Origin of the sequence: Rothia mucilaginosa ATCC 25296, from assembly GCF_000175615.1 — a bacterium.
Taxonomy (GTDB): domain Bacteria; phylum Actinomycetota; class Actinomycetes; order Actinomycetales; family Micrococcaceae; genus Rothia; species Rothia mucilaginosa.
On the sequence record NZ_ACVO01000015.1, the window covers coordinates 546075 to 569069 of the forward strand.

The 22995-nt window shown below is 60.8% G+C and carries 14 protein-coding genes and 2 tRNA genes; 6 read left to right on the plus strand and 10 right to left on the minus strand.

Annotated elements, in window-relative coordinates; translation table 11 throughout:
• Window positions 1-221 precede the first annotated feature (221 nt).
• Window positions 222-2102 carry a hypothetical protein gene (locus ROTMU0001_RS05765; RefSeq protein ID WP_005508629.1) on the plus strand — a complete coding sequence of 627 codons (1881 nt, stop codon included), beginning with the start codon at window positions 222-224 and terminating at the stop codon, window positions 2100-2102.
• Window positions 2103-2518: 416 nt separating this feature from the next.
• Window positions 2519-3892: an RNA polymerase sigma factor gene (locus tag ROTMU0001_RS05770; RefSeq protein ID WP_005508630.1), complete on the plus strand. Its 1374-nt coding sequence runs from the start codon at window positions 2519-2521 to the stop codon at window positions 3890-3892.
• Between the two features lie 360 nt (window positions 3893-4252).
• Here ROTMU0001_RS05770 and ROTMU0001_RS05775 read toward each other — a convergent pair whose 3' ends face one another.
• On the minus strand, window positions 4253-5398 hold the full coding sequence (locus ROTMU0001_RS05775; protein WP_005508631.1) for an ADP-ribosylglycohydrolase family protein: 1146 nt from the start codon (window positions 5396-5398) through the stop codon (window positions 4253-4255).
• A 413-nt stretch (window positions 5399-5811) separates the two neighbouring features.
• On the opposite strand from ROTMU0001_RS05775, the gene ROTMU0001_RS05780 reads away from it, so the two are divergent.
• The 3 genes from ROTMU0001_RS05780 to ROTMU0001_RS05790 all read left to right on the plus strand — a co-directional run bounded on the left by ROTMU0001_RS05780 (window position 5812) and on the right by ROTMU0001_RS05790 (window position 11926).
• A complete protein-coding gene (locus ROTMU0001_RS05780; protein WP_005508632.1) occupies window positions 5812-7008 on the plus strand; it encodes an exonuclease SbcCD subunit D in 1197 nt (398 codons plus the stop codon).
• Window positions 7005-10286, plus strand: a complete 3282-nt coding sequence (locus ROTMU0001_RS05785) for an AAA family ATPase (RefSeq protein ID WP_005508633.1) — start codon at window positions 7005-7007, stop codon at window positions 10284-10286. The genes ROTMU0001_RS05780 and ROTMU0001_RS05785 overlap by 4 nt, the downstream gene beginning before the upstream one ends.
• A gap of 65 nt (window positions 10287-10351) precedes the next feature.
• Window positions 10352-11926, plus strand: a complete 1575-nt coding sequence (locus tag ROTMU0001_RS05790) for an MFS transporter (RefSeq protein WP_245534288.1) — start codon at window positions 10352-10354, stop codon at window positions 11924-11926.
• A 135-nt stretch (window positions 11927-12061) separates the two neighbouring features.
• On the opposite strand, the gene ROTMU0001_RS05795 is transcribed toward ROTMU0001_RS05790, so the two are convergent.
• The 8 genes from ROTMU0001_RS05795 to bcp all read right to left on the minus strand — a co-directional run bounded on the left by ROTMU0001_RS05795 (window position 12062) and on the right by bcp (window position 21488).
• Complete coding sequence (locus ROTMU0001_RS05795; protein ID WP_005508635.1) at window positions 12062-12709, minus strand: MBL fold metallo-hydrolase; 648 nt, start codon at window positions 12707-12709, stop codon at window positions 12062-12064.
• A gap of 9 nt (window positions 12710-12718) precedes the next feature.
• Window positions 12719-13810 carry an S-(hydroxymethyl)mycothiol dehydrogenase gene (locus tag ROTMU0001_RS05800; protein ID WP_005508636.1) on the minus strand — a complete coding sequence of 364 codons (1092 nt, stop codon included), beginning with the start codon at window positions 13808-13810 and terminating at the stop codon, window positions 12719-12721.
• Window positions 13811-13944: 134 nt separating this feature from the next.
• Window positions 13945-15015, minus strand: coding sequence for an alpha/beta fold hydrolase (locus ROTMU0001_RS05805; RefSeq protein ID WP_005508638.1), 1071 nt, complete (start codon window positions 15013-15015; stop codon window positions 13945-13947).
• 100 nt (window positions 15016-15115) lie between these two features.
• The gene (locus ROTMU0001_RS05810) at window positions 15116-16507 is read right to left on the minus strand and encodes a YihY/virulence factor BrkB family protein (RefSeq protein WP_005508639.1); all 1392 of its coding nucleotides are present in this window, start codon (window positions 16505-16507) and stop codon (window positions 15116-15118) included.
• Window positions 16508-16769: 262 nt separating this feature from the next.
• The gene (locus ROTMU0001_RS05815) at window positions 16770-18251 is read right to left on the minus strand and encodes a malate:quinone oxidoreductase (protein ID WP_005508640.1); all 1482 of its coding nucleotides are present in this window, start codon (window positions 18249-18251) and stop codon (window positions 16770-16772) included.
• Window positions 18252-18461: 210 nt separating this feature from the next.
• A complete protein-coding gene (locus ROTMU0001_RS05820; protein ID WP_005508641.1) occupies window positions 18462-20594 on the minus strand; it encodes an ABC transporter substrate-binding protein in 2133 nt (710 codons plus the stop codon).
• A gap of 149 nt (window positions 20595-20743) precedes the next feature.
• Window positions 20744-20825 (minus strand) — tRNA-Leu (locus ROTMU0001_RS05825).
• 186 nt (window positions 20826-21011) lie between these two features.
• Window positions 21012-21488 (minus strand): thioredoxin-dependent thiol peroxidase, encoded by a 477-nt coding sequence (gene bcp, locus ROTMU0001_RS05830; RefSeq protein ID WP_005508643.1) that lies wholly within the window; start codon window positions 21486-21488, stop codon window positions 21012-21014.
• A gap of 222 nt (window positions 21489-21710) precedes the next feature.
• Here bcp and ROTMU0001_RS05835 point away from each other — a divergent pair.
• A tRNA-Lys gene (locus ROTMU0001_RS05835) sits at window positions 21711-21783 on the plus strand.
• Window positions 21784-22167: 384 nt separating this feature from the next.
• Here ROTMU0001_RS05835 and ROTMU0001_RS05840 read toward each other — a convergent pair.
• Window positions 22168-22707, minus strand: coding sequence for a hypothetical protein (locus ROTMU0001_RS05840; protein WP_005508644.1), 540 nt, complete (start codon window positions 22705-22707; stop codon window positions 22168-22170).
• Window positions 22708-22995 lie beyond the last annotated feature (288 nt).

Consider the following 22995-nt stretch of genomic DNA (forward strand, 5'->3'; position numbering starts at 1 on the left):
CCCGCCGAGAGCCTGGCTCGTGGATACCGCCCGTCAGAAATTGTGTGACAGGTATTGCGTGACAAATTATGACGCGGCACCCCGCGCCGCTGTGGACAAACCCCGGCGTACAAACGAACAATACGAATAAATCTGTGGAGCCTTCGGACACATGACCCGAAGTATCCACAGATTTATTTGTATAACCTGCGAACCCGCGCAAACCATGCCACCGTGAAGGCATGAACGCAAACAACATCTCCAACGGCAACACCCCTAACAGCGGCCACAACTACGGCGGCTACAGTAACGACACGCCCCCGCCCATCCGCAACGAATACGACGTGCTCAGCTGCGCCCTCCACCAGCACGGCTACTGGCCCGACCACTCACTCATCATCCTCACCGCAACCGACAACACCCTCGGCCCCAGCCTGCGCGTCAACCTACCCGACGAACCCTGCACCCTGCCCGAACGCGCCGACTTCCTTCACGAAACCTTCACCAAACTCCCCACCCACCACAACGGCGAAACCCTCACCCGCTTCTACGCCATCATCATCGACGGCGACAACACCGTACGCCAACGCCAACTGCACCCCAACACCGCGCAACTTGCCGCCATCGAAGAGATCCAACAGGACGTCGACACCCAAATCCCCATCAACGCATGGCTCCACCTGCTCCACGACCCGCGCATCGTCAGCGAACTACGCTGTGAAGACGTCATCTACGCAGGCGGCGCCAGCATCTGGGCGCTCAACCCCGAACAGCAGGCACTCACCCTCCTCGCACCCATCGAAGAAATCCGCCACAGCAGCTACTACACCTGGCTCACCCGCCACGGCGACACCATCGCCGACACCGCCCAACACAACTACGCCCACAGCCCCTGGGACACCGACCCCACAACCAACCCCGAAACCCGCCACGACTGGGAAAACGCCGTAGAACTCTGGGACCACACCCACACCACCCGCCACGACGAAGCCCGCCAGGGCGTCCGCACCATCTACCGCCAAGCCCAAATCGACCTGTGCTACTGGGACGCCGCCATCAACGCCGCCGCGCACCTGCTCACCACCCACCCGGTCGATAACGCCGGCAACCCCACCACCGGTGATGCACCCACCATCGGCGACGCACTCCGCGAACTCATCCCCGCCGAAGTTGCCGGGCACCTACGCGCCTCCATCGCATCGGCAACCCTCAACCCCATCACCGCCGAAATGCTCACCTATCTCGCCGGATACGGGCTCAACCACGCCCAAAAAGCGCTCGCCTACCTGCACTACTCCGCCCAATACACCTACCACGCCTTCGGCGGCGAATACCCCAGCACCAGCCCCGACCGCGCGCCGCTCGAACCACCCCACTACGGCACCCGCATCACCCGCAAAACCTACATACCCGCCAGCTTCACCCACGCACTCAGCGCCACAGCAGGCACCGAACAGGCGCACGTACGCGCCGTGCCCGAAAAATGCGTGCAATGGCAAGACTGGATCCGCCGCACCCACCGCACCATTCAGCAGAGCCGCAGCGTCCAACAGAACCGCAGCGTCCAGCACACCAACCTCAACGGCTGGGCACTCGAAAACCTCACCCCCGCCGACCACGCCAGCGCTGCCGAACTCAATACCATCAGCCGCGACCTGCTCCCACGCATCGAGGAACGCCCCAAAGACCACAACGCCCACAACAAATTCGAAAACCTCAAACAACGAATCGACGAAAGCTGCACCAACAGCGAATACCTCACCAAACACCACGCCGTCTACACCCACTACCTCAACGCCCTCAAAGGAAAACTAGACAGCCCCCACTGGGCACGCCTCAACGCGCTCGAACTACTCACCAGCCTGCTCACACCCCACAGCACCGACGGAGAATACGCCGCACTACGCAACACCCAAGCCTGGACCAACTGGTACAAGGGCTACAGCACCTACGCCCGCATGCTCCGCCAAGAAGCCCACCGCCACACATTCGGAAAGGACCTCAACATCCTCGACGTACACCTCAACGCAGGCAACCTACCCGCCTGGATTAAACACACCATCTGCGGCGAACCCGGAACACACCGCGAACCCATCAGCACCCTCAAACCCCGAAAACCCTAAAACCGGCGCTTAAACCCGGCTCCTAAACGCGAGGTGCAAAACAGGGGAGGGGTGCGCCACCGGGCACGCCCCTCCCACCGGCTCCTCCCACCCGCAACCGCACACAGCCGCACCCAGCCAAAACCAGGCCCACAAGCCACCCAAACAGCGCGTCAAATTGAAAACAACCAAAAATCTGCAATACTTATATATTGACCCCGTACAGTCAATGCGCTACAACGCGCCCTCAAACCGCTCCACACAACGAGCAACGGAACCCTGCAAACCACCCAACGCACGCGGAATATAACCCGCCCCCACAGCGTTAAAACGGACAAACGCAGCAAACACCCCGACCGAGGACGCCAGCACAGACTTGACAGGGTCTTAGGTGTTTTGCAAACAAAACACCCCACCACAAGCCAGAAAGGGTTCTAGTGGCACCTGCAACCAGCAAGAAGACCGCGACCGGCGACGCAACCGAAGAAACCGTCGCAAAAACCACCACCAAGACCACCCGCACCAAGAAGGCAACCACCAAAGCCGCAGCGGCAACCGAAGACACCACCGGCGCAACCGCCGAAACCGGTGCCGAAAGCACTGCCGAAACCGAGGCAGACAAGCCCAAGCGCACCCGCAAAACCACCACCACCAAAACCGCAACCAAGCGCAAGACCGGTGGCCGCCGCAAAAAGAACGACGACGACGAATTCGACCTCGCCCTCGACGAAGAACTCGAAACCACCGACGGCGAAGACGAACCCGATGAAGAAGACGAAGAAACCGTAGCCAAAAAAGAAGAAAAGAAGGCCGCAGAAGCAGTAGCAGCCAAGGGCTCCGGCTTCGTCCTCACCGCAAACGACGACGACGACGCACCCGCACAGCGCGTCGTAACCCCCGGCGCAACCGCCGACCCCGTCAAGGACTACCTCAAGCAGATCGGCAAAGTCTCTCTGCTCAACGCACAGCAGGAAGTCGACCTCGCCATGCGCATCGAAGCAGGCCTCTATGCCGAACACAAGCTCGCCGAAAACCCCGACATGGACAAGGACCTCAAAAAAGCCCTGCGCTGGGTCATCCACGACGGCAAGCGAGCCAAGAACCACCTGCTCGAAGCCAACCTGCGACTCGTCGTCTCCCTCGCCAAGCGCTACACCGGCCGCGGCATGCTCTTCCTCGACCTCATCCAGGAAGGCAACCTCGGCCTCATCCGCGCCGTCGAAAAGTTCGACTACTCCAAGGGCTTCAAGTTCTCCACCTACGCAACCTGGTGGATCCGCCAGGCCATCACCCGCGCAATGGCAGACCAGGCCCGCACCATCCGCATCCCCGTGCACATGGTAGAAGTCATCAACAAGCTCGCCCGCGTGCAGCGCCAGATGCTCCAGGACCTCGGCCGCGAACCCACCCCCGAAGAACTCGGCAAGGAACTCGACATGACCCCCGAAAAGGTCATCGAAGTCCAGAAGTACGGCCGCGAACCCATCTCCCTGCACACCCCCCTCGGTGAAGACGGCGATTCCGAATTCGGTGACCTCATCGAAGACTCCGAGGCAGTCGTCCCCGCAGACGCAGTGTCCTTCACCCTTCTGCAGGAACAGCTCCACTCCGTGCTCGACACCCTCTCCGAGCGTGAAGCCGGCGTGGTCGCAATGCGCTTCGGCATGACCGACGGCCAGCCCAAGACCCTCGACGAAATCGGCAAGGTCTACGGCGTGACCCGCGAACGTATCCGCCAGATTGAGTCGAAGACCATGTCTAAGCTCCGTCACCCGTCGCGTTCGCAGGTACTGCGAGACTACCTGGACTAGGAAACACCACCTAGCTTGAGCGGACGTAGCCGGTTCCCGCTCGCGGGGGAGTGCCCCCTCTGCGGCGCTGAGCGCCTTGAGGACGGAGCCCCCGCTCCGCGTGACCGGCTACTCCGTAAAGGCTTAGTTTTGCTAGTTCTAGCGCATACAGAAAAGGCTCTCCGAGATACCGGAGAGCCTTTTCTATGCCTATATAGGTCGCGAAGAGTATTCGCACAGGTAGAGTTCATTAGACGGCTTGCGGACGATGCTCGCGGGGGAGTGCCCCCTCTGCGGTGCCCCAATAAGTGAATGGGCCAGCCGCCTTGAGGACGGAGCCCCCGCTCCGCATCGCCGCTATGCCGTTAAGGTTCAGCGCTGCTACAGTCCCAGCTGGTGCAGATAGCGGTCCGCCACTGCCTCCACCTGATCCAAACCGCGCACACGACCCAGCGCCTGCGACCACGCATCAGCCTCACCGCCGCCCACCGGGAAACCAGCCGCCGCCCACAACGCCGCCGTCATCGCACCCACCGAATCCGAATCCGAATCCACCGACACCGCACGGCACAAACCCTCAAACAGCGCATTGCGTACCGTTGCATCGTCGGTATCAGCAGGCAGACTCTTCACGGCATCCGCCGCACACCAGAACGCCACACCCAACAGCTCCGGCGCCGTCCAACCCGTACCAAAATGCTCCGCCACAGCCTCCGGAACCGGCACCGTACCGCCCTCCAGCAGCTCGACGGCACGACTCAACGCCGCCGCCGTCCGCGAAGCATCACCCGGAATCGAATCATCCGCCGCCACCGAACCACACCACGACACCACACGACGCGCCGCCTCCAACAACACACCAAACGAGCCAGACGAGGACGCCAACAAATCACGAACCAACAACGCATACGCCGCCGCCGAAGCCAACGCCTCCGGATGCCCATGCGTCAACGCCGCCGCACGCACCGCCAACAAAACCACCGTACGCTCCTGCGCCACTGGCAACACACCCAACGCCGCCGAACGCACCAACGCACCACTACCCAAAGCATCAGGATTCAACGACTTCGACACCAACTGCATCTCACCCGAACCCAACGCCCGCAACGTCGCCGCACCCGGACCACGACGAGCCGTCAACTCCGAAGACCCATCAATCTCACGATCCAACGAAAACGGCGCAGAGTCCGGCAGAACCTCACCAATACCGCGGAACCACCGCAAATACGCCAACCACAAACACGCCAACTCATCCGCCGCCGCGCCCTCATTATTCCACTCCAAAACCTCCGTCAGGCCATCTAAGGTGTAGCAGGTCAGCTGCGTATCATCACTGACCAGTAGCTCACCAAACGCCGACTCCCACGGCTTAGGGGCGCACTTCGCAATCTGCTCAGCCGACAACAACTCCAACGGATAACCCAGCGCATCACCCAACGCAGACGCACGCAACAAGCCGCGCACCCTGCCCGCAAACTCAGCCGAAACCTCAGGTGCACGTGTGAACTCAACAGAAGAAAAACTCATAGGGCGATTATCCCATGTGCGTTCAGGACGCGGAGGCTAGGGCATAAGCGGCTTCGTACTCATGCTCGCGGGGGAGTGCCCCCTCTGCGGCGCCGGGGCGCCTTGAGGACGGAGCCCCCGCTACGCATGAGCACCTACGCCGCGATGGGGTGCCTACTCCGCGGACGGGGAGACACCGGGGATGGAGCCCCCGCTACGCATGAGCACCTACGCCGAGGATGGTTGGCTACTCTTCCTCGCCGGGAATGGAGAGACTTAGACAAAAACGGCTTCGCACTCACGCTCGCGGGGGAGTGCCCCCTCTTCAGCGCCTGGGGGCGCTTCGAGGACGGAGCCCCCGCTCCGCGTGAGTGCCTATGCCCTGAATGACGAACTGTGAGGCGCAAAACACGACGCAATGCCATACTGAAACCATGAAGATCCTGCACACCTCCGACTGGCACCTCGGCCGCACCTTCCACCGCAGCCCCCTCACCCGCGAACACCAGCAGTTCATCGACGAACTGCTCAACTACGTGCACGCCGAAGGTATCAACACCCTCCTCATCAGCGGCGACGTCTACGACAGCACCATCCCCACCGCCGAAAGCACCACCCTGCTCGACCAGGCACTCACCCGCCTCATGCGCGCCGGTGTGCAAGTCATCCTCAGCTCCGGCAACCACGACTCCTTCCGCCGTCTCAGCTACGGCGCCGCCTTCTTCGAAGCCTCCGGCGTGTACCTGCGCACCAGCCTCGAAGACGCCACCTGCCCCGTCGAACTCACCGACGGCACCTTGCGTGTACACGTCTACGCCATCCCTTACCTCGCCCCGCGCCTCCACGCCACCGCCCTCGGCGTCGACCCCACCCACCAGGCAGTCCTCGGCACCGTCACCGACGCCATCCGCGCTGATGCCGTCGAACGTCACGCCCGCGGCGAAGGTGCCGACCGCATCATCGTCATGAGCCACGCAACCGTCAGCGACACCACCGGCAGTGACATTGCCGGCAGCGCAGACACCACACCCCGCAGCGACTCCGAACGCGACATCAGCGTCGGCGGCATCGACTGGGTACCCGCCTCCCTCTTCGACGGCTTCGACTACGTAGCCCTCGGCCACATCCACAAGCGCTACCCCGTCACCCACACCATCCGCTACAGCGGCTCACCCCTCGGCTTCTCATTCAGCGAAGAACACAACCGCAATGGCGCCTACCTCATCGAACTCAACCCCGGCGAGGAACCCACCATCAGCAGCCACGAATGGGCAACCCGCGTACACATGAAAACCCTGCGCGGCACCATGGACCAGCTGCTCAACAGCCCCGAAAACAGCCCCTACGAGCAGGGCTACTACTGCCGCATCGAACTCACCGACGAAACCCTACCCGTCGGCGCCGTCGACCGCCTGCGCAGCCGCTACGAAACCATCTCCCACTTCAGCTACCGCAGCACCCAACCCGCCACCGACAAACCCGTCGCCGCGCCCCTCACTCGCGATGCCGACCCCGTCGAAACCTTCGACCAATTCCACCAATACGTACGCAACCGCCCCCTCACCAGCGAAGAACGCGACGTCATCACCACCCTCAGCGACCACATCAAAAGCCACAAGGACAACGCATGATCCTGCACAACCTCGAATTCGAAGCCTTCATGGCATACCCCAAGCGCCAAGAAATCAACTTCGACACCCTCAACAACGCCGGCGTATTCCTGCTCAACGGACCCACCGGCGCCGGTAAAACCACCATCCTCGACGCCATCTGCTACGCCCTCTACGGCGAAACCAGCAGCGACCGCGAATCCGCCAAACTGCACTCCACCTACGCGGCACACAGCGGCACCAAACCGCGCGTGCTACTCGACGTCACCCTCCACGGCAAGCGCCTGCGCATCGACCGAACCCCCGCCTACAACAAGCCCATCACCCGCGGCGCCCGCAAAGGCCAGATGCGCGAAGAAAGCGCCAAAGCAACCCTCGCCGAACTCGCACCCGGCGCCGACCCCTCCGACGAAAAGGCATGGACGCCCATCTCCAGCAGCGTCGCCGAAGTCAACCGCACTATCGCCGAACGCACCCACCTGACCAAAGAACAATTCCTCAAAGTCGTACTCCTGCCGCAGGGCCAGTTCGCGCAATTCCTCAAGTCCAAGCCCAAAGAACGCAAAGAACTGCTCAAGAAAATGTTCCCCGTCGAACACTATGAACAGCTCTTCGCCGCACTCACCGAGGAAGCGAAAACCGCCCAGCAGGAAGTCGCCCAGGACGAAAATACCCAGCGCGGCTACCTTGAACGTGCCCGCGTAGAAATGCTCGCCCTGCAGGCGCTCCTGGATGCTGTAGATACGGATGCTGAGGGCACCGATACCGAGGACTCTGCTGTCGAAGGGTCTGTGGAGGCGGGGGAGGAGCCGGAAAACCTCACCGCTGAGAACGTCACCGCCGAAACCCTCGACGCATGGGTCGCCGGCGGAGCAGAACGCGCCCGCGAAACCTCCGCACGCGAAAAGCAGGAACAGCAGCGCCTCACCGACGAAGCCGACCAGAACACCCGCCTGCTCGCCGAACGCGCCCAGCTGCAGGCCGACTGGCGTGAATACGAGCAGCTCTGCGAGCGCCGCACCCGCCTGACCGAACGCGCCGATGAGCACAAGGCGCAGCGTGAAGAGCTGGGGCAGGCGCGTGCCGCCGCGCCCCTGCACGCACAGTACACGCAGGTCCACGCCGAATCGCAGGCGCTCGCCGCCCGCCAACAGGACCAGGCGGCGTGCGCATCCGCGCTGGATGAGACTGGTCGCGCCCTGCTTGCGGCACTGCGCGATGAGGAAACCGCGGAAGAAGTCACCTTCCCCGAGGAGACAACCTTCGCCGCGCTCCCTTCCTTTGAACCCGCCGAGCAGCAAACCCAGCTCGAGGCGCTCCTCGACACCCTGCGCGCCCTGCAGAAGAAGGACGCACAGCTTACCGACGAGGAAGCCGCCGCAGCCACCCTGCTGAAGCAGGCTAATGCCCTCGAGCAGGACAAGTCTCGTGCCGAAAAGACGCTGAGCGACCTCACCGCCCATGCCGAGCAGCTTGCCGAAGAACTCGCCGGCTACAGCACCGCCGACGAGGAACGCACCCTCGCCGCGCACCTGGTCACCGAGGCGCAGCAGAAGCACGACGCCGCCCAGCAGATGCAGCAGAAGCTGGACGCCGCCTCCGCCGCGGTTGCTGAGGCTGAGAAGCAGAGCAAGCGCACCGCCACCGCCGAGCAGAAGGCGCAGGAAAAGTGGCAGGCTTCGGCTCAGCAGGCGCTCGCCGCGACGGAGGAGTTCAAGAACCTGCAGGTGCTGCGCCTCGCCCAGGCGTCCTCCTTGCTGGCGCGCGAGCTCAAGGACGGCGAACCCTGCGCGGTCTGCGGCTCGGTCGAGCACCCCGCCCCCGCGCAGATTGCCGAGGGGGAACAGCTGGTTGAGCGTGCCGACCTGGACGCCGCCAAGGAGCGTGAAGACAAGGCTCACAAGCAGGCGCGCGCCCACGAACTGGCTAAGGAGCGGGCGACCAAGGCGCACCAGGAAGCCTCCGAGGCGCTCGCCGCCGCCCGCACCCAGTACGAGACTCTGGCGGCTCAGGGCGAGTGCGATGTGGAGCAGAGCGCCGCCCAGCTGCAGCAGGCGCAGACCCGCCTCGCGCAGGCTCAGTCACGCGTGACGGCGCGTGACGGCGTGCTGGTGAAGGTTGAGCGGGTGCGGGTTAAGCTGCAGAAGGCTCAGGAGGCGCTACGCACCATCGAGGGCGCGGCGGTGGAAGCCCAGACGCGTCACCGTGACGCTGCGGCGCGCTGTGAGGCGGCTGCGGCGCAGTTGGCGCCTGCTCGTGCGGCGGTGGGTTTTGCGCAGCGTGTTGAGGCTGTGGAGGGCTACCGTGCGGCGCATCAGCGTCTTGCTCGTGCGGTGTTGCTGTTGGGGCAGGCGCGTGAGCGTCATGCTCTGGCGGCGGCGCAGGCGCAGCGCCTGTTGGGCGAGTCTGCGTTTGAGAGTGCTGAGCTGGTGCAGGCGGCGGTCCGCACCCCTGAGCGCGTCGACGCCCTGGAGCAGGCTGTTGCCGCGTACGAGCTGGAGCATGCCCGCCTCCTTGAGGGCTTTGGCCGTGAGGCGATTGTTGCGGTGGCGGCTCGTGCCGCCGCTGGTGAGCAGGCGCCGGATGATCTGCAGGGTGTGCGTGAGCGGGTTGAGCAGCTGCGTGCGGCGGTTCACCGTTTGACTCTTCGTGAGGGTGAGCGGGAGAGCGTGCTGCGTTCTTTGCAGGCGCTGCGTGGCGAGTATGCGGCGTTCCGTGCGCAGACGGCGCAGCGTTATGACCGTGCGCAGATGCTGGCGAACCTGGCGGCGGCTGCCCGCGGTGATACGCTGGGCGGTTATGAGCATCAGGTTGACCTGGTCAGCTATGTGCTGGGTGCCGAGTTCGAGCGGATTCTGCACTCGGCGTCACTGCACCTGGACCGTATGAGTGAGGGTCGCTACGGCATGGTGTTCAGCGATCACCGTGCGAAGGGTAGCCGTTCCGGCGGTGGCCTGAACCTGGAGATTACTGACACTTGGACGGGTGAGCCGCGTGAGGCGTCGTCGCTGTCCGGTGGTGAGTCATTCTTGGCGTCGCTGTCGTTGGCGTTGGGTCTGGCTGAGGTTGTTCAGGCGAATAACGGCGGCATCGAGCTGGACACCCTGTTCATTGATGAGGGCTTCGGCACGCTGGATGCTGAAACTCTGGACATGGTGATGGGCACGATTGAATCTCTGCGTGATAGCGGCCGCACTATTGGCCTGATTTCGCATGTGGAGGAGATGAAGAACCGTATTCCAGCGCAGATTGTGGTGGAAAAGGGTCAGAACGGCTCGTCGGTGAGGGTAAACTCCTAGTAGGCATAAATTCGCTTCCGGGTTGCTGTTATGGCATGTCCGGCGGCTTATTCGTGAAAGAGATGATGACCTCGACACCTCAGGACAGGGCACCGAATTCAACGTATCGTGTGGAACCTTCGGCTGATGCGCGTACTGGCGCATCCGCGCCGGAGGTTCCTCCGCGCACCATGAAGGTGGCACCCGCCTCCGACGCGCTGAATAAAATGCGTGCTTCGGGCACGGGCATTCCGACGGTTCCGGGCACGTCCCTGACGGATGTGGTGCGCAACAACGAGCACGTGTTGCAGGAGCTGCCGCCTCGCCCGATTCCGGCTGCGGACGAGATTAATACGAACGCGTCGGTGCCGGACATTTTGCGTCAGCATTGGGCGTTGTTCCTGCGCAACGGTAAGGAGCAGCGTCGTCACCTGTATGCGGTGCTTCGTGCTGAGGGTTTTGCCCGTAATGTGTTGACGATTCTGTTCCACATTCCGGCGGCTTCTTCGGCGTTTGCGCTGTATATTCTGTTGGCGAGCCACCTGGGTAGCGTGCATGATGGCGGCTACGCGGTGGCGGCGTTTACTGGCGCGTATTCGGTGCAGATTATGCTCGGCCCGATGCTGGTGCGTGCTCTGGGTTTGCGGTCGTTGCTGGCGATTACGTCGATTCTGAATATCGCTGCGGTGCTGAACATGCTGGTGATTGGTTGGCGTCTAACGGTTGACCCGAATAATGTGAGTACGACCTACCATGCGCTCTCGTGTGTGGCGATGGGTTTCACGACTCCGCCGTGGACTCCGTTCGCTCTTGAGTCGCTGTATCGCCGTAACTATCAGTACAGCGATATTCGCTTGTCGACTGCGGTGTCGTGGGGTACCACGGCGAACATGTCGATGCATCCGCTGGCTGCTCTGCTGGTGTGGCTGGGCGATGCGTACATCACCCCGAATAATGAGTATGCGGGCTTCTGGATCACGATTATTCTGGATGCGCTACTGTTCGTCGTGGTGCTGGCGGCGCCGAGGTGGCTACCGGATATTTCGCGTATTCGCATGGCTCCGCCGCAGAATCTGGTGCGTCCGAGCCGTCAGACGGTGGTGCTGATTCTTGGTCTGGTGCTGCTGGGCGCGTGCATGGGTTCGGTTGGTTCTGGTCTGCTGGGTTTCTCGCTGATTCACGGTTCGATGAACCTGTTCATGGCTATGGTTGCGACCGGTACCGGTGCGCTCGTGGTGGTGGCTTTCCCCGTGGTTTTGGGTGGCCGTTCGGTGAACCCGTGGCATGGCTGGCTGGTGAGCGGTGTTCTGCTGATTATGGCGGCGCTGTACTTGCCGGCGAGCGATGATACGTCCACGATTTTCTATGCGTTGGCGCTGTGCGGCGCGGTGCTGGGTGTGGCGTTTGGTGGCCATGAGCTGTGGCTGAACCGTTCGCTCAAGCATATTCCTGACGCTCAGGCGAGCTTCTTTACCCGCTCGATGCTGGGTATTGGTCTAGCGCTGGGTAGTATGTGGGGCGGCTATATGGGGGATGCCCCGTATTACCGTAATGCGTTTATGGTTCCGGTGATTATTGCGACTCTGTATTTTGCGTTGGGTCATTTGTACGGCTACCTGTGGCGTGAGGAGCATGAGGAGCAGCTGACTCCTTGGGATTAGTTGGAACGTCGTTAGCGCATGTTTAAAGGCGGATGCCCCGCCACCTTCTGCAGGTGGTGGGGCATCCGCCTTTTGTGTACCGTGCTCGGTTTGTGGTGAGCCTCAGCGTGAGAGCCTCAGCGTGAGGCTGCCGGTTTAGTGACCGCGCTTGATCCAAGCCGGAAGTTCGGGTGCTTCCAGGCCGATGCCGGTGCTGTCGCCGTGGCCGGTGAGGACCGCGGTGGACTCGGGCAGGGTCAGCAGGCGGGTCGAGATCGACTCGATGATGGTGTCGAAGTCGCTGTAGGAGCGTCCGGTGGCGCCGGGGCCGCCGTTGAAGAGGGTGTCGCCGGAGAAGACGACGCCTTCGCTGTTCTCCCAGCTGAGGGTGGGTGCGTAGAAGCACACGGAGCCGGGGGAGTGGCCGGGGGTGGCGAGGACCTTCAGTTCGGTGTCGCCGATGCGCAGTACGTCGCCGTCAGCGAGTTCGTGGTCGAAATCCCAGGAGGGGTACACCATTTCCCAGAGCACACGGTCCGCGGGGTTCAGGTAGACGGGTGCGCCGAAGCGTTCTGCCGCCTCCTTGGCGCTGCGGATGTGGTCGTCGTGGGCGTGGGTCAGCAGAATCTTCTCCACGGTGCGGCCTGCGACGGTGCGGGAGATCTTGTCGACGTCGTGGGCGGGGTCAATGATGATCACGGAGGAGTCATTGCCGATAATCCAGACGTTGTTGTCGACGTCCCAGCAGCCGCCGTCCAGCGAGAAGGTGCCAGAGGTGACGACTCGTTCAATACGTTCGCTCACGCTACGCTCCTAGAGTTCCACGACCGAGCGCAGCACGCGGCCGGTCTTCATGGTTTCGAATGCTTCGTTGACGTCTTCGAGGCGAATGCGCTCGGAGACGAAGCCGTCCAGGTCGAGGCGGCCGAGCAGGTACTGGTCCACGAATTCGGGGAAGTCGCGGGAGGGCAGGGTGTCGCCGTACCATGCGCTCTTGATGGAGCCGCCGCGGCCGAACACCTCATCCAGAGGGATGTCCCAGGTGGTGCCGGGTGCGGGCACGCCGACGAGGACGACGCGGCCAGCCAGGTCGCGTGCCTCGAATGCCTGCTTGAAGGTGGGGGCGATGCCGACAGCGTCGATGACGAGGTCTGCACCGAAGCCGCCGGTGAGTTCCTTGATGGCCTCGACGGGGTCGACCTTGGAGGAGTTCACGGTGTGGGTTGCGCCGTGCTCGCGTGCGCGTGCCAGCTTATCCTCGTCGATGTCGACGGCGATGATGGTGGTTGCGCCACCGAGCTGTGCGCCTGCGATTGCTGCGGTGCCGACGCCGCCGCAACCGATGACTGCGACGGACTCGCCGCGCTTGAGTTCACCGGTGTTCAGCACAGCGCCCAGACCTGCGGTGACGCCGCAGCCGAGCAGGCCGATTGCTGCGTACTGTTCGGGGCTGATGTCAGCGGTGATCTTGGTGCACTGACCTGCTGCGACGAGGGTCTTCTCCGCGAAGGAGCCGATACCCAGCGCGGGGGTGAGCTCGGTGCCGTCCTCGAGGGTCATCTTCTGGGTTGCGTTGTGGGTTGCGAAGCAGTACTGCGGCTGGCCCTTGCGGCATGCGCGGCATTCGCCGCAGACGGCACGCCAGTTGAGGATGACCAGGTCGCCGGGGGCGATGTCGGTGACGTCATCGCCGACAGCCTCTACGATACCTGCGGACTCGTGGCCGAGCAGGTAGGGGAAGTCCTGACCGACGCCGCCGGTGACGTAGTGGTGGTCGGTCTGGCAGACACCGCAGGTGAGGACCTTGACGAGTGCTTCTCCCTTGCCGGGGTCGGGTACGTTGATGGTGGTGACGGTGACGGGCGCGTCCTGGGAGAGGGCTACGACAGCCTTAACCTTGTGCATGGTGCTCCTTTGCTAAGGCGCGGCTGAGGTTCAACCGCAGATAAAGGTTTTTTGATACGTTCCCATTCTAAGAGCTAAGGCATACCTGATGCACCCCGGGGTTGAGCGTGAAGCCCCCAGGTGAATGTGACGTTTTATGACGTTGCCGCCTCCACCTCTGCTGCAAAGGCGAGCGCGCCGCGTCGGAACGCACCCGAGGTCAGTGCGTTCACGTGGTCGCGGCCGGGCAGGGAGATGAAGCGGTTGAGCGGGTTGTTGCCGCGCACCATGTCGTAGAGTTCGGCACCGTCGGCGGCGATGGTGTCTGCGTCACCGAGCACGACCGCAACGGGTGCGTGCGGATGCGCGCCCGGGTGACCCGCAGGTAGGTCGGGGGATCCGGCACGCAGCGCGGGCACGTCGAAGAACGGGCCGAAGGGAATCCGCACGAACTTCAGCAGCGCGTCGGGCTGAATGGGGGAGTTGTCAATAATCGAGGTGAAGGAGGCAATCGCCTCGTCGGTGGAGTCAGCCGCCGGGGTTTCACTATCCGCCGTGACGCTGGTTCCTTCGTGCGCTTCGAGCATGGCGCGCAGGGTAATGAGGTGGTCGTGTAGGGGCAGGCCGCCCAGGGTGAGGGATGCGACCGCCTCCGGGTGGGTGAGGGCGAGTTCCCAGCCGACGCGGGCGCCGAAGGAGAAGCCGATAACGTGCGCGCGGGGCTCCAGCTCAACGCCGAGGTCGTTCTCGGTGGCGACGGTGCGCAGCAGCTGGGCGAGCAGGTTGGTGAACAGGTGCATGGGGGTCAGCGGCTGACCTGCCGCATCGACAGGGGACACCGCATCGACAGGGGGCACCGAATCGAACGGAATTGTGCGGCTGCGCACGCTCGTGTTGCCGGGGAGCTTGCAGTCGATGGCGTGCATGGATTCGGGGTCTTTGAGGTATTCGTCTGAGTGGTAGGGCAGGGTAACAATCAGCACGGGGTATCCGGCGCGCAGGTATTGGCGGATCCAGCTGGTGCCGCCGTAGAGCTGTTCGCCGCGGGTGGCGAAGCCGTGAATCATGAGGGCGGGGACGCGGCTTTTGAGCTGCTGCGGCTGGTAGAGGGTGTACTCGAGGTCGGGGAGAACGACGGCGGGTGCTGCGGCATCGGGCGCATCAACATTGGGTGTAGCGGCGTTGGGTACAGCAAAGGGCGCGGGAGAGAATTCTGCACTGGTCATATGTCTATCTTAGTGACCAGCGCAGGGTTTCTGTCCTGCGCCCTTTTCTATCTCGCGCCCTTGATGTGTTGAGGCGGTACGCGCTCAGCTGAGCTGCCGCTTAGTTCTTCTGTGCCGCACCGGTTGAGTTATCGGTGCCCAGGTCGAAGAGCGCCTCCTGCTGAGGTTCAGCCTTTGCGCTCGCTTCTGCCTTCGCCGCGGTTGCCTCAGAAGCCTGAGTTTCGGCGGCATCGGCCTTAGCCTGCTTCTGCTGCAGCTGCTCCTTGCCGTTTTCGATGCGTTCCTTACCGTCGGCAATGAACGTGCGAATCATGGTGGTGTTGGTGTCCACCGCCTTCTGCACGCGAGCGGCAATGGAGGGGCCCTTCGGCTTGGGGAGCATGTCCTGGCCTGCCGCCTGCTGCTGTAGTTCGCGTCCGGCGGACATGAGGCGTTCGCTCTGTTCTTTCATCGCACGGGATGCGGTGGTGCTGCGCGGCTGAACCTTCAGGTGTCCGTGGTCGTCTTCGCCGGCGAGTACCTGGCGCATGAGCATGATTTCTGCGTCCAGGTGCGCGCCGAAGAGGAGCATATTGTTCATGATCCAGATGAACAGCAGCATCACAATCACACCACCAATGAGGCCGTAGGTGGCGTTGTACTTGCTGAAGTTGTTGGCGTAGAGGGTGAAGCCGAAACCGCCCAGGCCCATGCCGAAGAGTGCCAGCGCCGCACCGGGGGAGAGCTTCCACTGTTTGAAGCGGCGCACGTTCGGGGTTGCGGCGTACAGCAGGGTGATGAGCCCGATTGCCATGAACAGGATGAGGATCCAGCGGCCGTTCAGCCAGATGAGCTTGATGAGCTCCATATCGACGGTTTCGGGTACATACTGACCGACCATGTCCAGGACGGTTACGCCCAGCAGCATCATGAGCATCATGAGTACCACGAGGATGATGAGCACGGTGGTGACGAAGACGTTCAGCGGCTTGAGGATCCAGCCGGGGCGGCCTTCACGCACGTTGTAGACCGTGTTGAGAGCTCGGCCGAAGGATCCGGTGTACCCAGAGGCGGACCAGAGCGCACTGAGGATACCGGTCAACAGCACCAGGCCTGCGCCATGGTCGCCGGTAATCTGCTTGATGGGGTCTTCCAGAATGGCGTACATCTGGGCGGGCGCGTTGTCCTTGAGGAAGGCGAGGATGACGGCGGCGCTTTCCTCACCGTGACCGAATACGCCCAGCAGGGAGACAATCGCCAGCAGGGCGGGGAAGATGGACAGCACGGTGAAGTAGGTGAGTGCTGCCGCCATGTCGGTGCCGCCGTTTGCGCCGAATTTGTAGATGGCACGGCGCAGAATGTAGAGGATGCTGCCCTTGGGGAAGTCGCGCAGTTTCACGCTTGCGTACTTGGGGGCTGCGGGCTTCTTCTTACGGGAGAAGAGTCCGCGTCGAGCTCCGGCGGGTACCTGGGTTGAGGAGGTGTCCGTGGAAGAGCCGGTGTGTGCAGCCAATGGGGCTCCTTGAATGAGTGGGATGTACACAGTGGTGCGCCTATGAGCTTCAGCGTGTGGGCGCACAGAAGGGGCGAGGAGAACAATGAGCTGTCCTTCCCGCCCCTGCGGTGACATTATAGGGTCTTCTAACCCTCCCGCATTTTTCTGCGAGTGCAGATAGCTGACCTATCGGTCAGTTAGAGAGGGTAACCGCCCCGAAAAGCCTCAAAAAAGGCTTGTCAGCTAGGGTATAAAGCTACCTGCTGAGCCTAACTGAAAACTAGTTGTGAATACCCAGAACCTTAGCGGTGTGAGCCATCAGCTCATCAGCCAGGTCGTGGTTATCGTTGAGCTTCACACCGTAACCGGGGATGAGCTCCTTCAGGCGAGGCTCCCAACCGGCAATCTTGGAGGGGAAGCACTTAGCCAGCAGGTTCAGCATAATCGGAGCCGCGGTGGAAGCACCGGGGGATGCACCCAGCAAAGCCGCGATGGAGCCGTCCGCTGCGGAGACAACCTCGGTACCGAACTGCAGGATGCCGCCCTTCTTTGCGTCCTTCTTCATGATCTGAACGCGCTGACCAGCTTCGATGAGCTCCCACTCGCCGCCGTCAGCCTCGGGGTAGTACTGGTGCAGGGTCTCCAGGCGAGCGTTCTTGTCCTTGACCAGCTCGGAGAGCAGGTACTTGACCAGGGAGAAGTTATCCAGACCTGCACGGGTCATGGGGTATAGGTTGTGCAGGCGCAGGGACTTCGGCAAATCCAGTACGGAACCCTGCTTCAAGAAGTTTGTCTTGAAACCGGCGTAGGGTCCGAAGAGCAGAGCACGCTTGCCGTCCACGTAGCGGGTGTCCAGGTGGGGAACAGACATGGGAGGTGCACCCACCGAAGCCTGACCGTACACCTTAGCGTTGTGCTGGTTTGCGGTTGCCTCGTGGGTGTTGCGCAGGAACAGACCGGAGACGGGGAAGCCGCCGTAGCCCTTACCCTCTTCAATGCCGGACTTCTGTAGCAGATGCAGGGCGCCACCGCCGGCGCCGAGGAACACGAACTTCGCGTTGATGCTCAGAGGCTCATCCTTGTTGATGCGGTTAATCGCCTCAACCTGCCAGGAACCGTTCGATTCGCGGTTCAGGTTGGTGACCTGGTAGCCGTAGCGAACCTCAACACCCTTGGTCTGCAGGTAATCGACCAGCTGCTCGGTGAGGGAGCCGAAGTTCACATCGGTACCTTCGGGGGACCAGGTTGCAGCCATCGGCTCGTTACCCTTGCGGCCCTTGACGGTCAGCGGTGCCCATTCGCCAATCTTCTCGCGGTCATTGGAGAACTGCATACGCTCGAAGAGCTTCTCCTTGCGGAAAGAATCGTAGCGCGCAGCCAGGTACTTGGAGTGGTCTTCGCCGAAGACCAGGGACATGTGGGGGACCGGGTTGATGAAGCTGGTGTCAGTCAGAATATTCTTCTCAGTCAGGGAAGCCCAGAATTGGCGGGAAACCTGGAACTGCTCGTTAATGTTCAGCGCCTTAGCTGCCGAGACGGTGCCGTCGGGGCCAGCGGGTGCGTAGTTGAGTTCGCATAGCGCCGAGTGGCCGGTACCTGCGTTATTCCAGGGGTTGGAGGATTCCTGAGCAACCTTGTCGAGGCGTTCGAGCAGGATAATATTCCAGGTCGGTTCGAGCTCCTTGAGGAACACGCCGAGGGTGGCGCTCATGATGCCGCCGCCGACCAGGACGACGTCGGTTCGTTCAGTACGTGCTACCACTGAATTCTCCCTTAGGGGTGCGGGTGCCCGGCCTGGGCACAATGACTGTGGGGTACATCATCTAGCCTACTCCTTTTAGCGGGGTTGGCATAGCTAGAATCAGCAAATAACAGGAGAGTGTTGCAGTTCACATGTTAGCTTCCCTGGAGGGTAAAAACCCTCCAGAGCACGCCAAACATGCGCACAATGCAACACTCAAACCTGAACTGCCTACAACTTACGCAGTTTTCCAAACAGCTCAATCGCATTCTGCTCCGTCTGATAGCCCTGAACCTCACGGCTCACCGCCACCTTAGACGTCACATTCAGCAACGGAACCGCCGGCATGAACTGACCCAACTGAGACACAACCTTCGCATACAACTCGCGCTGCGAATCCACCGAATCGGCAGAGTCCGCGGTACGAATCGCCTCCAAAATCTCAGTAAAACGAGGCGACGGTGCCACCGCCACAGCAGTAGGCGACGGCGAAGGTGACGCCGACGGGCTCGGCGAAGCCGAAGCCGAAGCCTCCTCCTCAGGCGTCAACGGGTCCGGCGAATAACTCGGCTGCGGGCTCGGAGTCGCAGAAATCCGCACATTCGAATTCGCACCACCCGACGACGGCACATCAGAACTCTTCTTCATCAAACCAGTCGTCATATCCGACGGCGCATTCGTAATCAACGAACGCACCTGATGCTCAGCAATCAGCGGCGCCAACACCGGACCAAAGAACGCATACGGGTCACGGTACATGCCGTAGAAACCCGCCAACGTAATACCGCGCTCAGAAGAAACCTCACGGCTCTTCGACAGATACTCAGCCCACGGCAGAGGCACAGGCTTAATATTTAGGCCCACCTCAATCAGCGAAGCCACCATCTCCGAATACACCTTCTGCGGAGTATCCATCCACGGCAGAGACACATCGGCAGGGTAGTAACACTCAATCACCTGATTGTCGTACCCAGCAGTCGCCAACAGCGAGCGCGCCATATCCTGATTACGGTCCGTGTAATCCTTCGCGTCATCAGCCTTAATGCGGAACGACGGCGAAATCAGCGTCTGCGCATCCGAGGTGCCCTGCGGATAATACTGACGTAGTGCACCGCGATCCACAGCATGCGAAATAGCGCGACGCACCGAAATATTCTTCAACACCGGATGCGCCGTATTCAAACCCAAATACACCAGCGAGAACGGGTCACGGCCCGGCGTCTGATAGCCATCACGCGCCAACTGACCCAGATCAGACGAATTCACCTGATCACACGCATCAATGTGACCCTCCATCAGCGCAAAATAACGCTTATCCGACGAAGTGAGGGTCGAAATCTGAATCTCATCCAGCTCAGGTGCCTGACCATCAAAATGGGTATTCTTCAGCAAGCGAACCGTGCCGGCCTCGAACGACTCCACACGGAACGCACCCGTACCCACCGGGTTACCCGTCAGCTTCTGATCCGCACCAAAAAGCGAAGGATCAATAATGCCAAACGCCTGCTGCGTCAAAATACGCGGGAACGCCAGAGAAGGACGCGACAGCGTCACCACCACAGAGTTACCCTTCGCCACCACGGACGAAACCAGCGGCAAGAACGACTGCACCACAGAGGACTGAGCGGAATCCGACTTCTGCGCACCCTTCTTCTCACCCGGATGCGCAGCATCAGAAGCCGATGCAGAAGCAGACGCGCTCGGGGTAGCAGTCTCAGAAGCACTCGCAGACGGAGTCGCCGCACCCGACGGAGACGCCTGAACAGGCACAGGCTCCACCGCCGAAGGATCAATAGAACCCGGCTTCGGCACACCAAAACCCCACGCAAACAACGGCTGAGCAGGCACCGCCAAAGCAACAGTACCCTCACCCGTAGCCAACGCCTGCCACCTCTGGAAATTCTGCACCACAGCATCCGCAGTCAACGCAGAACCGTTACTAAAATGAGCCTCACGCAACACAAACGTATGCACCAAACGGTCATCAGAAACCGTCCACTCACTACACAACGAATCCTGAACCTCAGGATCACCCGTGTAATGATTCGCCACCAACAACGTCTGCAAAACCTGCGCCGTCACCTGATACGTACTCGCCACAGGAAACAACGCCGGATCCAAACCCAACGGCGCCGCACCCTGCGCAAAACGAAACACACGACGCGCATCAGCAGAGGACGCGCTCGCACTCGCCGAAGAACCAGCAGAAGACTGACCAGAACACGCAGAAAGCGCCAAACCAGCACTAAAAAGCGCGCCAAAACGCAAAACGGCACGTCGACTCAAGCCACTCGAGCCGGCAGTGGCTCGCAGCAGCGCATCAGAACTGCCAACAGCTGATGATGCATAAGGCTGATGCTGCACGGGAGGGTCCTCTCTTCCGTCGCGGATGCTTATCTCTCAGGATAACGGTTCAACACCCAACCGGGCGAGACACACCCACCCCGGCAAGGCACATACAAGAGAACCCGCCGCCACGAAAACCGTGACGGCGGGCCCAATGTGAATGTGTGTGCGCGAGGGGGGACTTGAACCCCCACGCCATAAGGCACAGGAACCTAAATCCTGCGTGTCTGCCAATTTCACCACTCGCGCGCAGTGTCACCTCACATCCGAAGATGCATGCGTCTGAGGCAACAAAAAATTAGTGTACACCAGGAACCAAGGTTCTCCAAGCCTTAAAAGAAGCCCCCATAGGGCAAAAAGTCCGCAAACACGCCGAACAACAACCCCCTCAAGAAGCAACAGAACGGCGATACGCAAACCCCAGAAAACGTGACCCTACTTCGGGTCAATACCCAAATCACGACGCAGCTTCGCCACATGACCCGTCGCACGCACATTGTACTGAGCCACAGAAATAACACCCTGCTCATCAATCACAAACGTCGAACGAATCAGGCCCTCATACACCTTGCCGTAATTCTTCTTCTCACCCCACGCACCATACGCCTCAGCCACCGCATGATCAGCATCAGATAGCAGCGGGAACGTCAACGACTCCTTCTCCACAAAGCGAGCAATAGCCGCCGGCGAATCCGGAGAAACACCCAACACCACGTAACCCAACGACTTCAACGACGCCAAATTATCGCGGAAATCGCACGCCTCCTTAGTGCAACCCGGAGTCGAAGCCTTCGGGTAAAAATACAAAATCACCTTGCTGCCCGCATAATCACTCAGGCTATGTTCCTTACCCGACGCATCAGCAAGGGTAAAAGCAGGCGCCGGGGTGCCCGGCTCAAGACGAACGCTCATCAATAACTCCTCAAAACATCAATAGAGATCAGCAGGGGAGCGGCGGATGCGCCCCATGCAGTACCAAGGGCGGACGCGCCCCATGCAATACACACAGTCTAGTGTCCCACACACCCCACCCAAACAATGTGTCCAGGCTCACTCCAAATCAACTTGCGCACACCACAAAAACTCGCGTATAGTATTTTTCTGTTGCAAGGGAAACCTTGAAAAACAAAACAAGCGCCTCTAGCTCAATTGGCAGAGCAATTGACTCTTAATCAATGGGTTCTGGGTTCGAGTCCCAGGGGGCGCACTTCAAAGAAAATCCCGCTGATTCTTCGGAATCGGCGGGATTTTTGCGTTCCCTCTGAAAAAGATTTTGCTGGGCTTGAGGTATAGATATTTCCCCTTGCTCCTACAGGGGACCCGTCCTCGCTTCGCTTCGGACACCCTGATGTCGCGACGGGGAATATCTATACCTCTGCGCATCTGTGGTTCAGGGGTTCGCGAAATCCCGCCGGGGTTGCGGTAGATTTGCGGTGGTTCAGTGTGTGCGCCCCGTGCCTGGCGAACTGGGGCGGGGGAGGCTGTCGCGGTTTAGCCTGTTGCTTGGTGGTTGGTGTTTTGCGTGCAGGCACACGAAAGCCCGCCACCGTCACACAACAGCAGCGGGCAATCATTTCAAAAAGTCACAAGGCTACAGGACCGGCCAAATCCGCGTCACAAACTCACGGAAATCCTCCACGTCCTTACCCTGCTCCAACAGGCCAGTACCAAGGTGAGTTGCAACCTCAGCATTATCCTCAAACGACAAATAAAACGAGCTACCATTCACCGACTCAAGCGTCACCGCATCATCACCCACACGATACGCATGCAGAGCATTTGTATTATCAATCGTCGTAGCCGTACCCGCAGGCGTCAATGCAGGCAAATTCACCGGAGCAATAATCACCTCATCAGGCGCATCCTGATACCCAACAATAAAATGCTGCTGATCAGGATACTGATGCAACGCCAAATCAGGATTACGGTAAACCGCACGGCCCGTCGCATACACCAAATTGTATGCACCGTAATTAATAATCTGCTCGTCAAAAACCGGGTGCAGAACTCGGATAAGTTCCTCACCCGTCAAAAACACGTCACTCTCAACAGAGTTACGGGGGTCAACAACCTCTGCGTACTTACTTGCTTCGGTCAGCTCATCAGCGACCGGGATGATCGGTTCGGTCATAGCTTCAGTCTACCGGGGTAACCAACGAAGGTCACGAGTATTCGCGCATATTACGCGCCATGACGTCCAAAAATGCGAGTTTTTCTCACCTGTTCAAATGAACACGTGGGAATGTGTCAACAAGTGCAATGTGTCCACATCATGAAAGAAAGTATCTGACCTGCACCTTTATGAACAAAAACGGGCGTGTTGCTCGATAGAGATTTGACTCACCCCTTCTTGGGGCGCACCATAGAAGGGTGAAGACAGCAATGTTCCAGCGAATTCTACGCCTTGTCGACGTCGCCT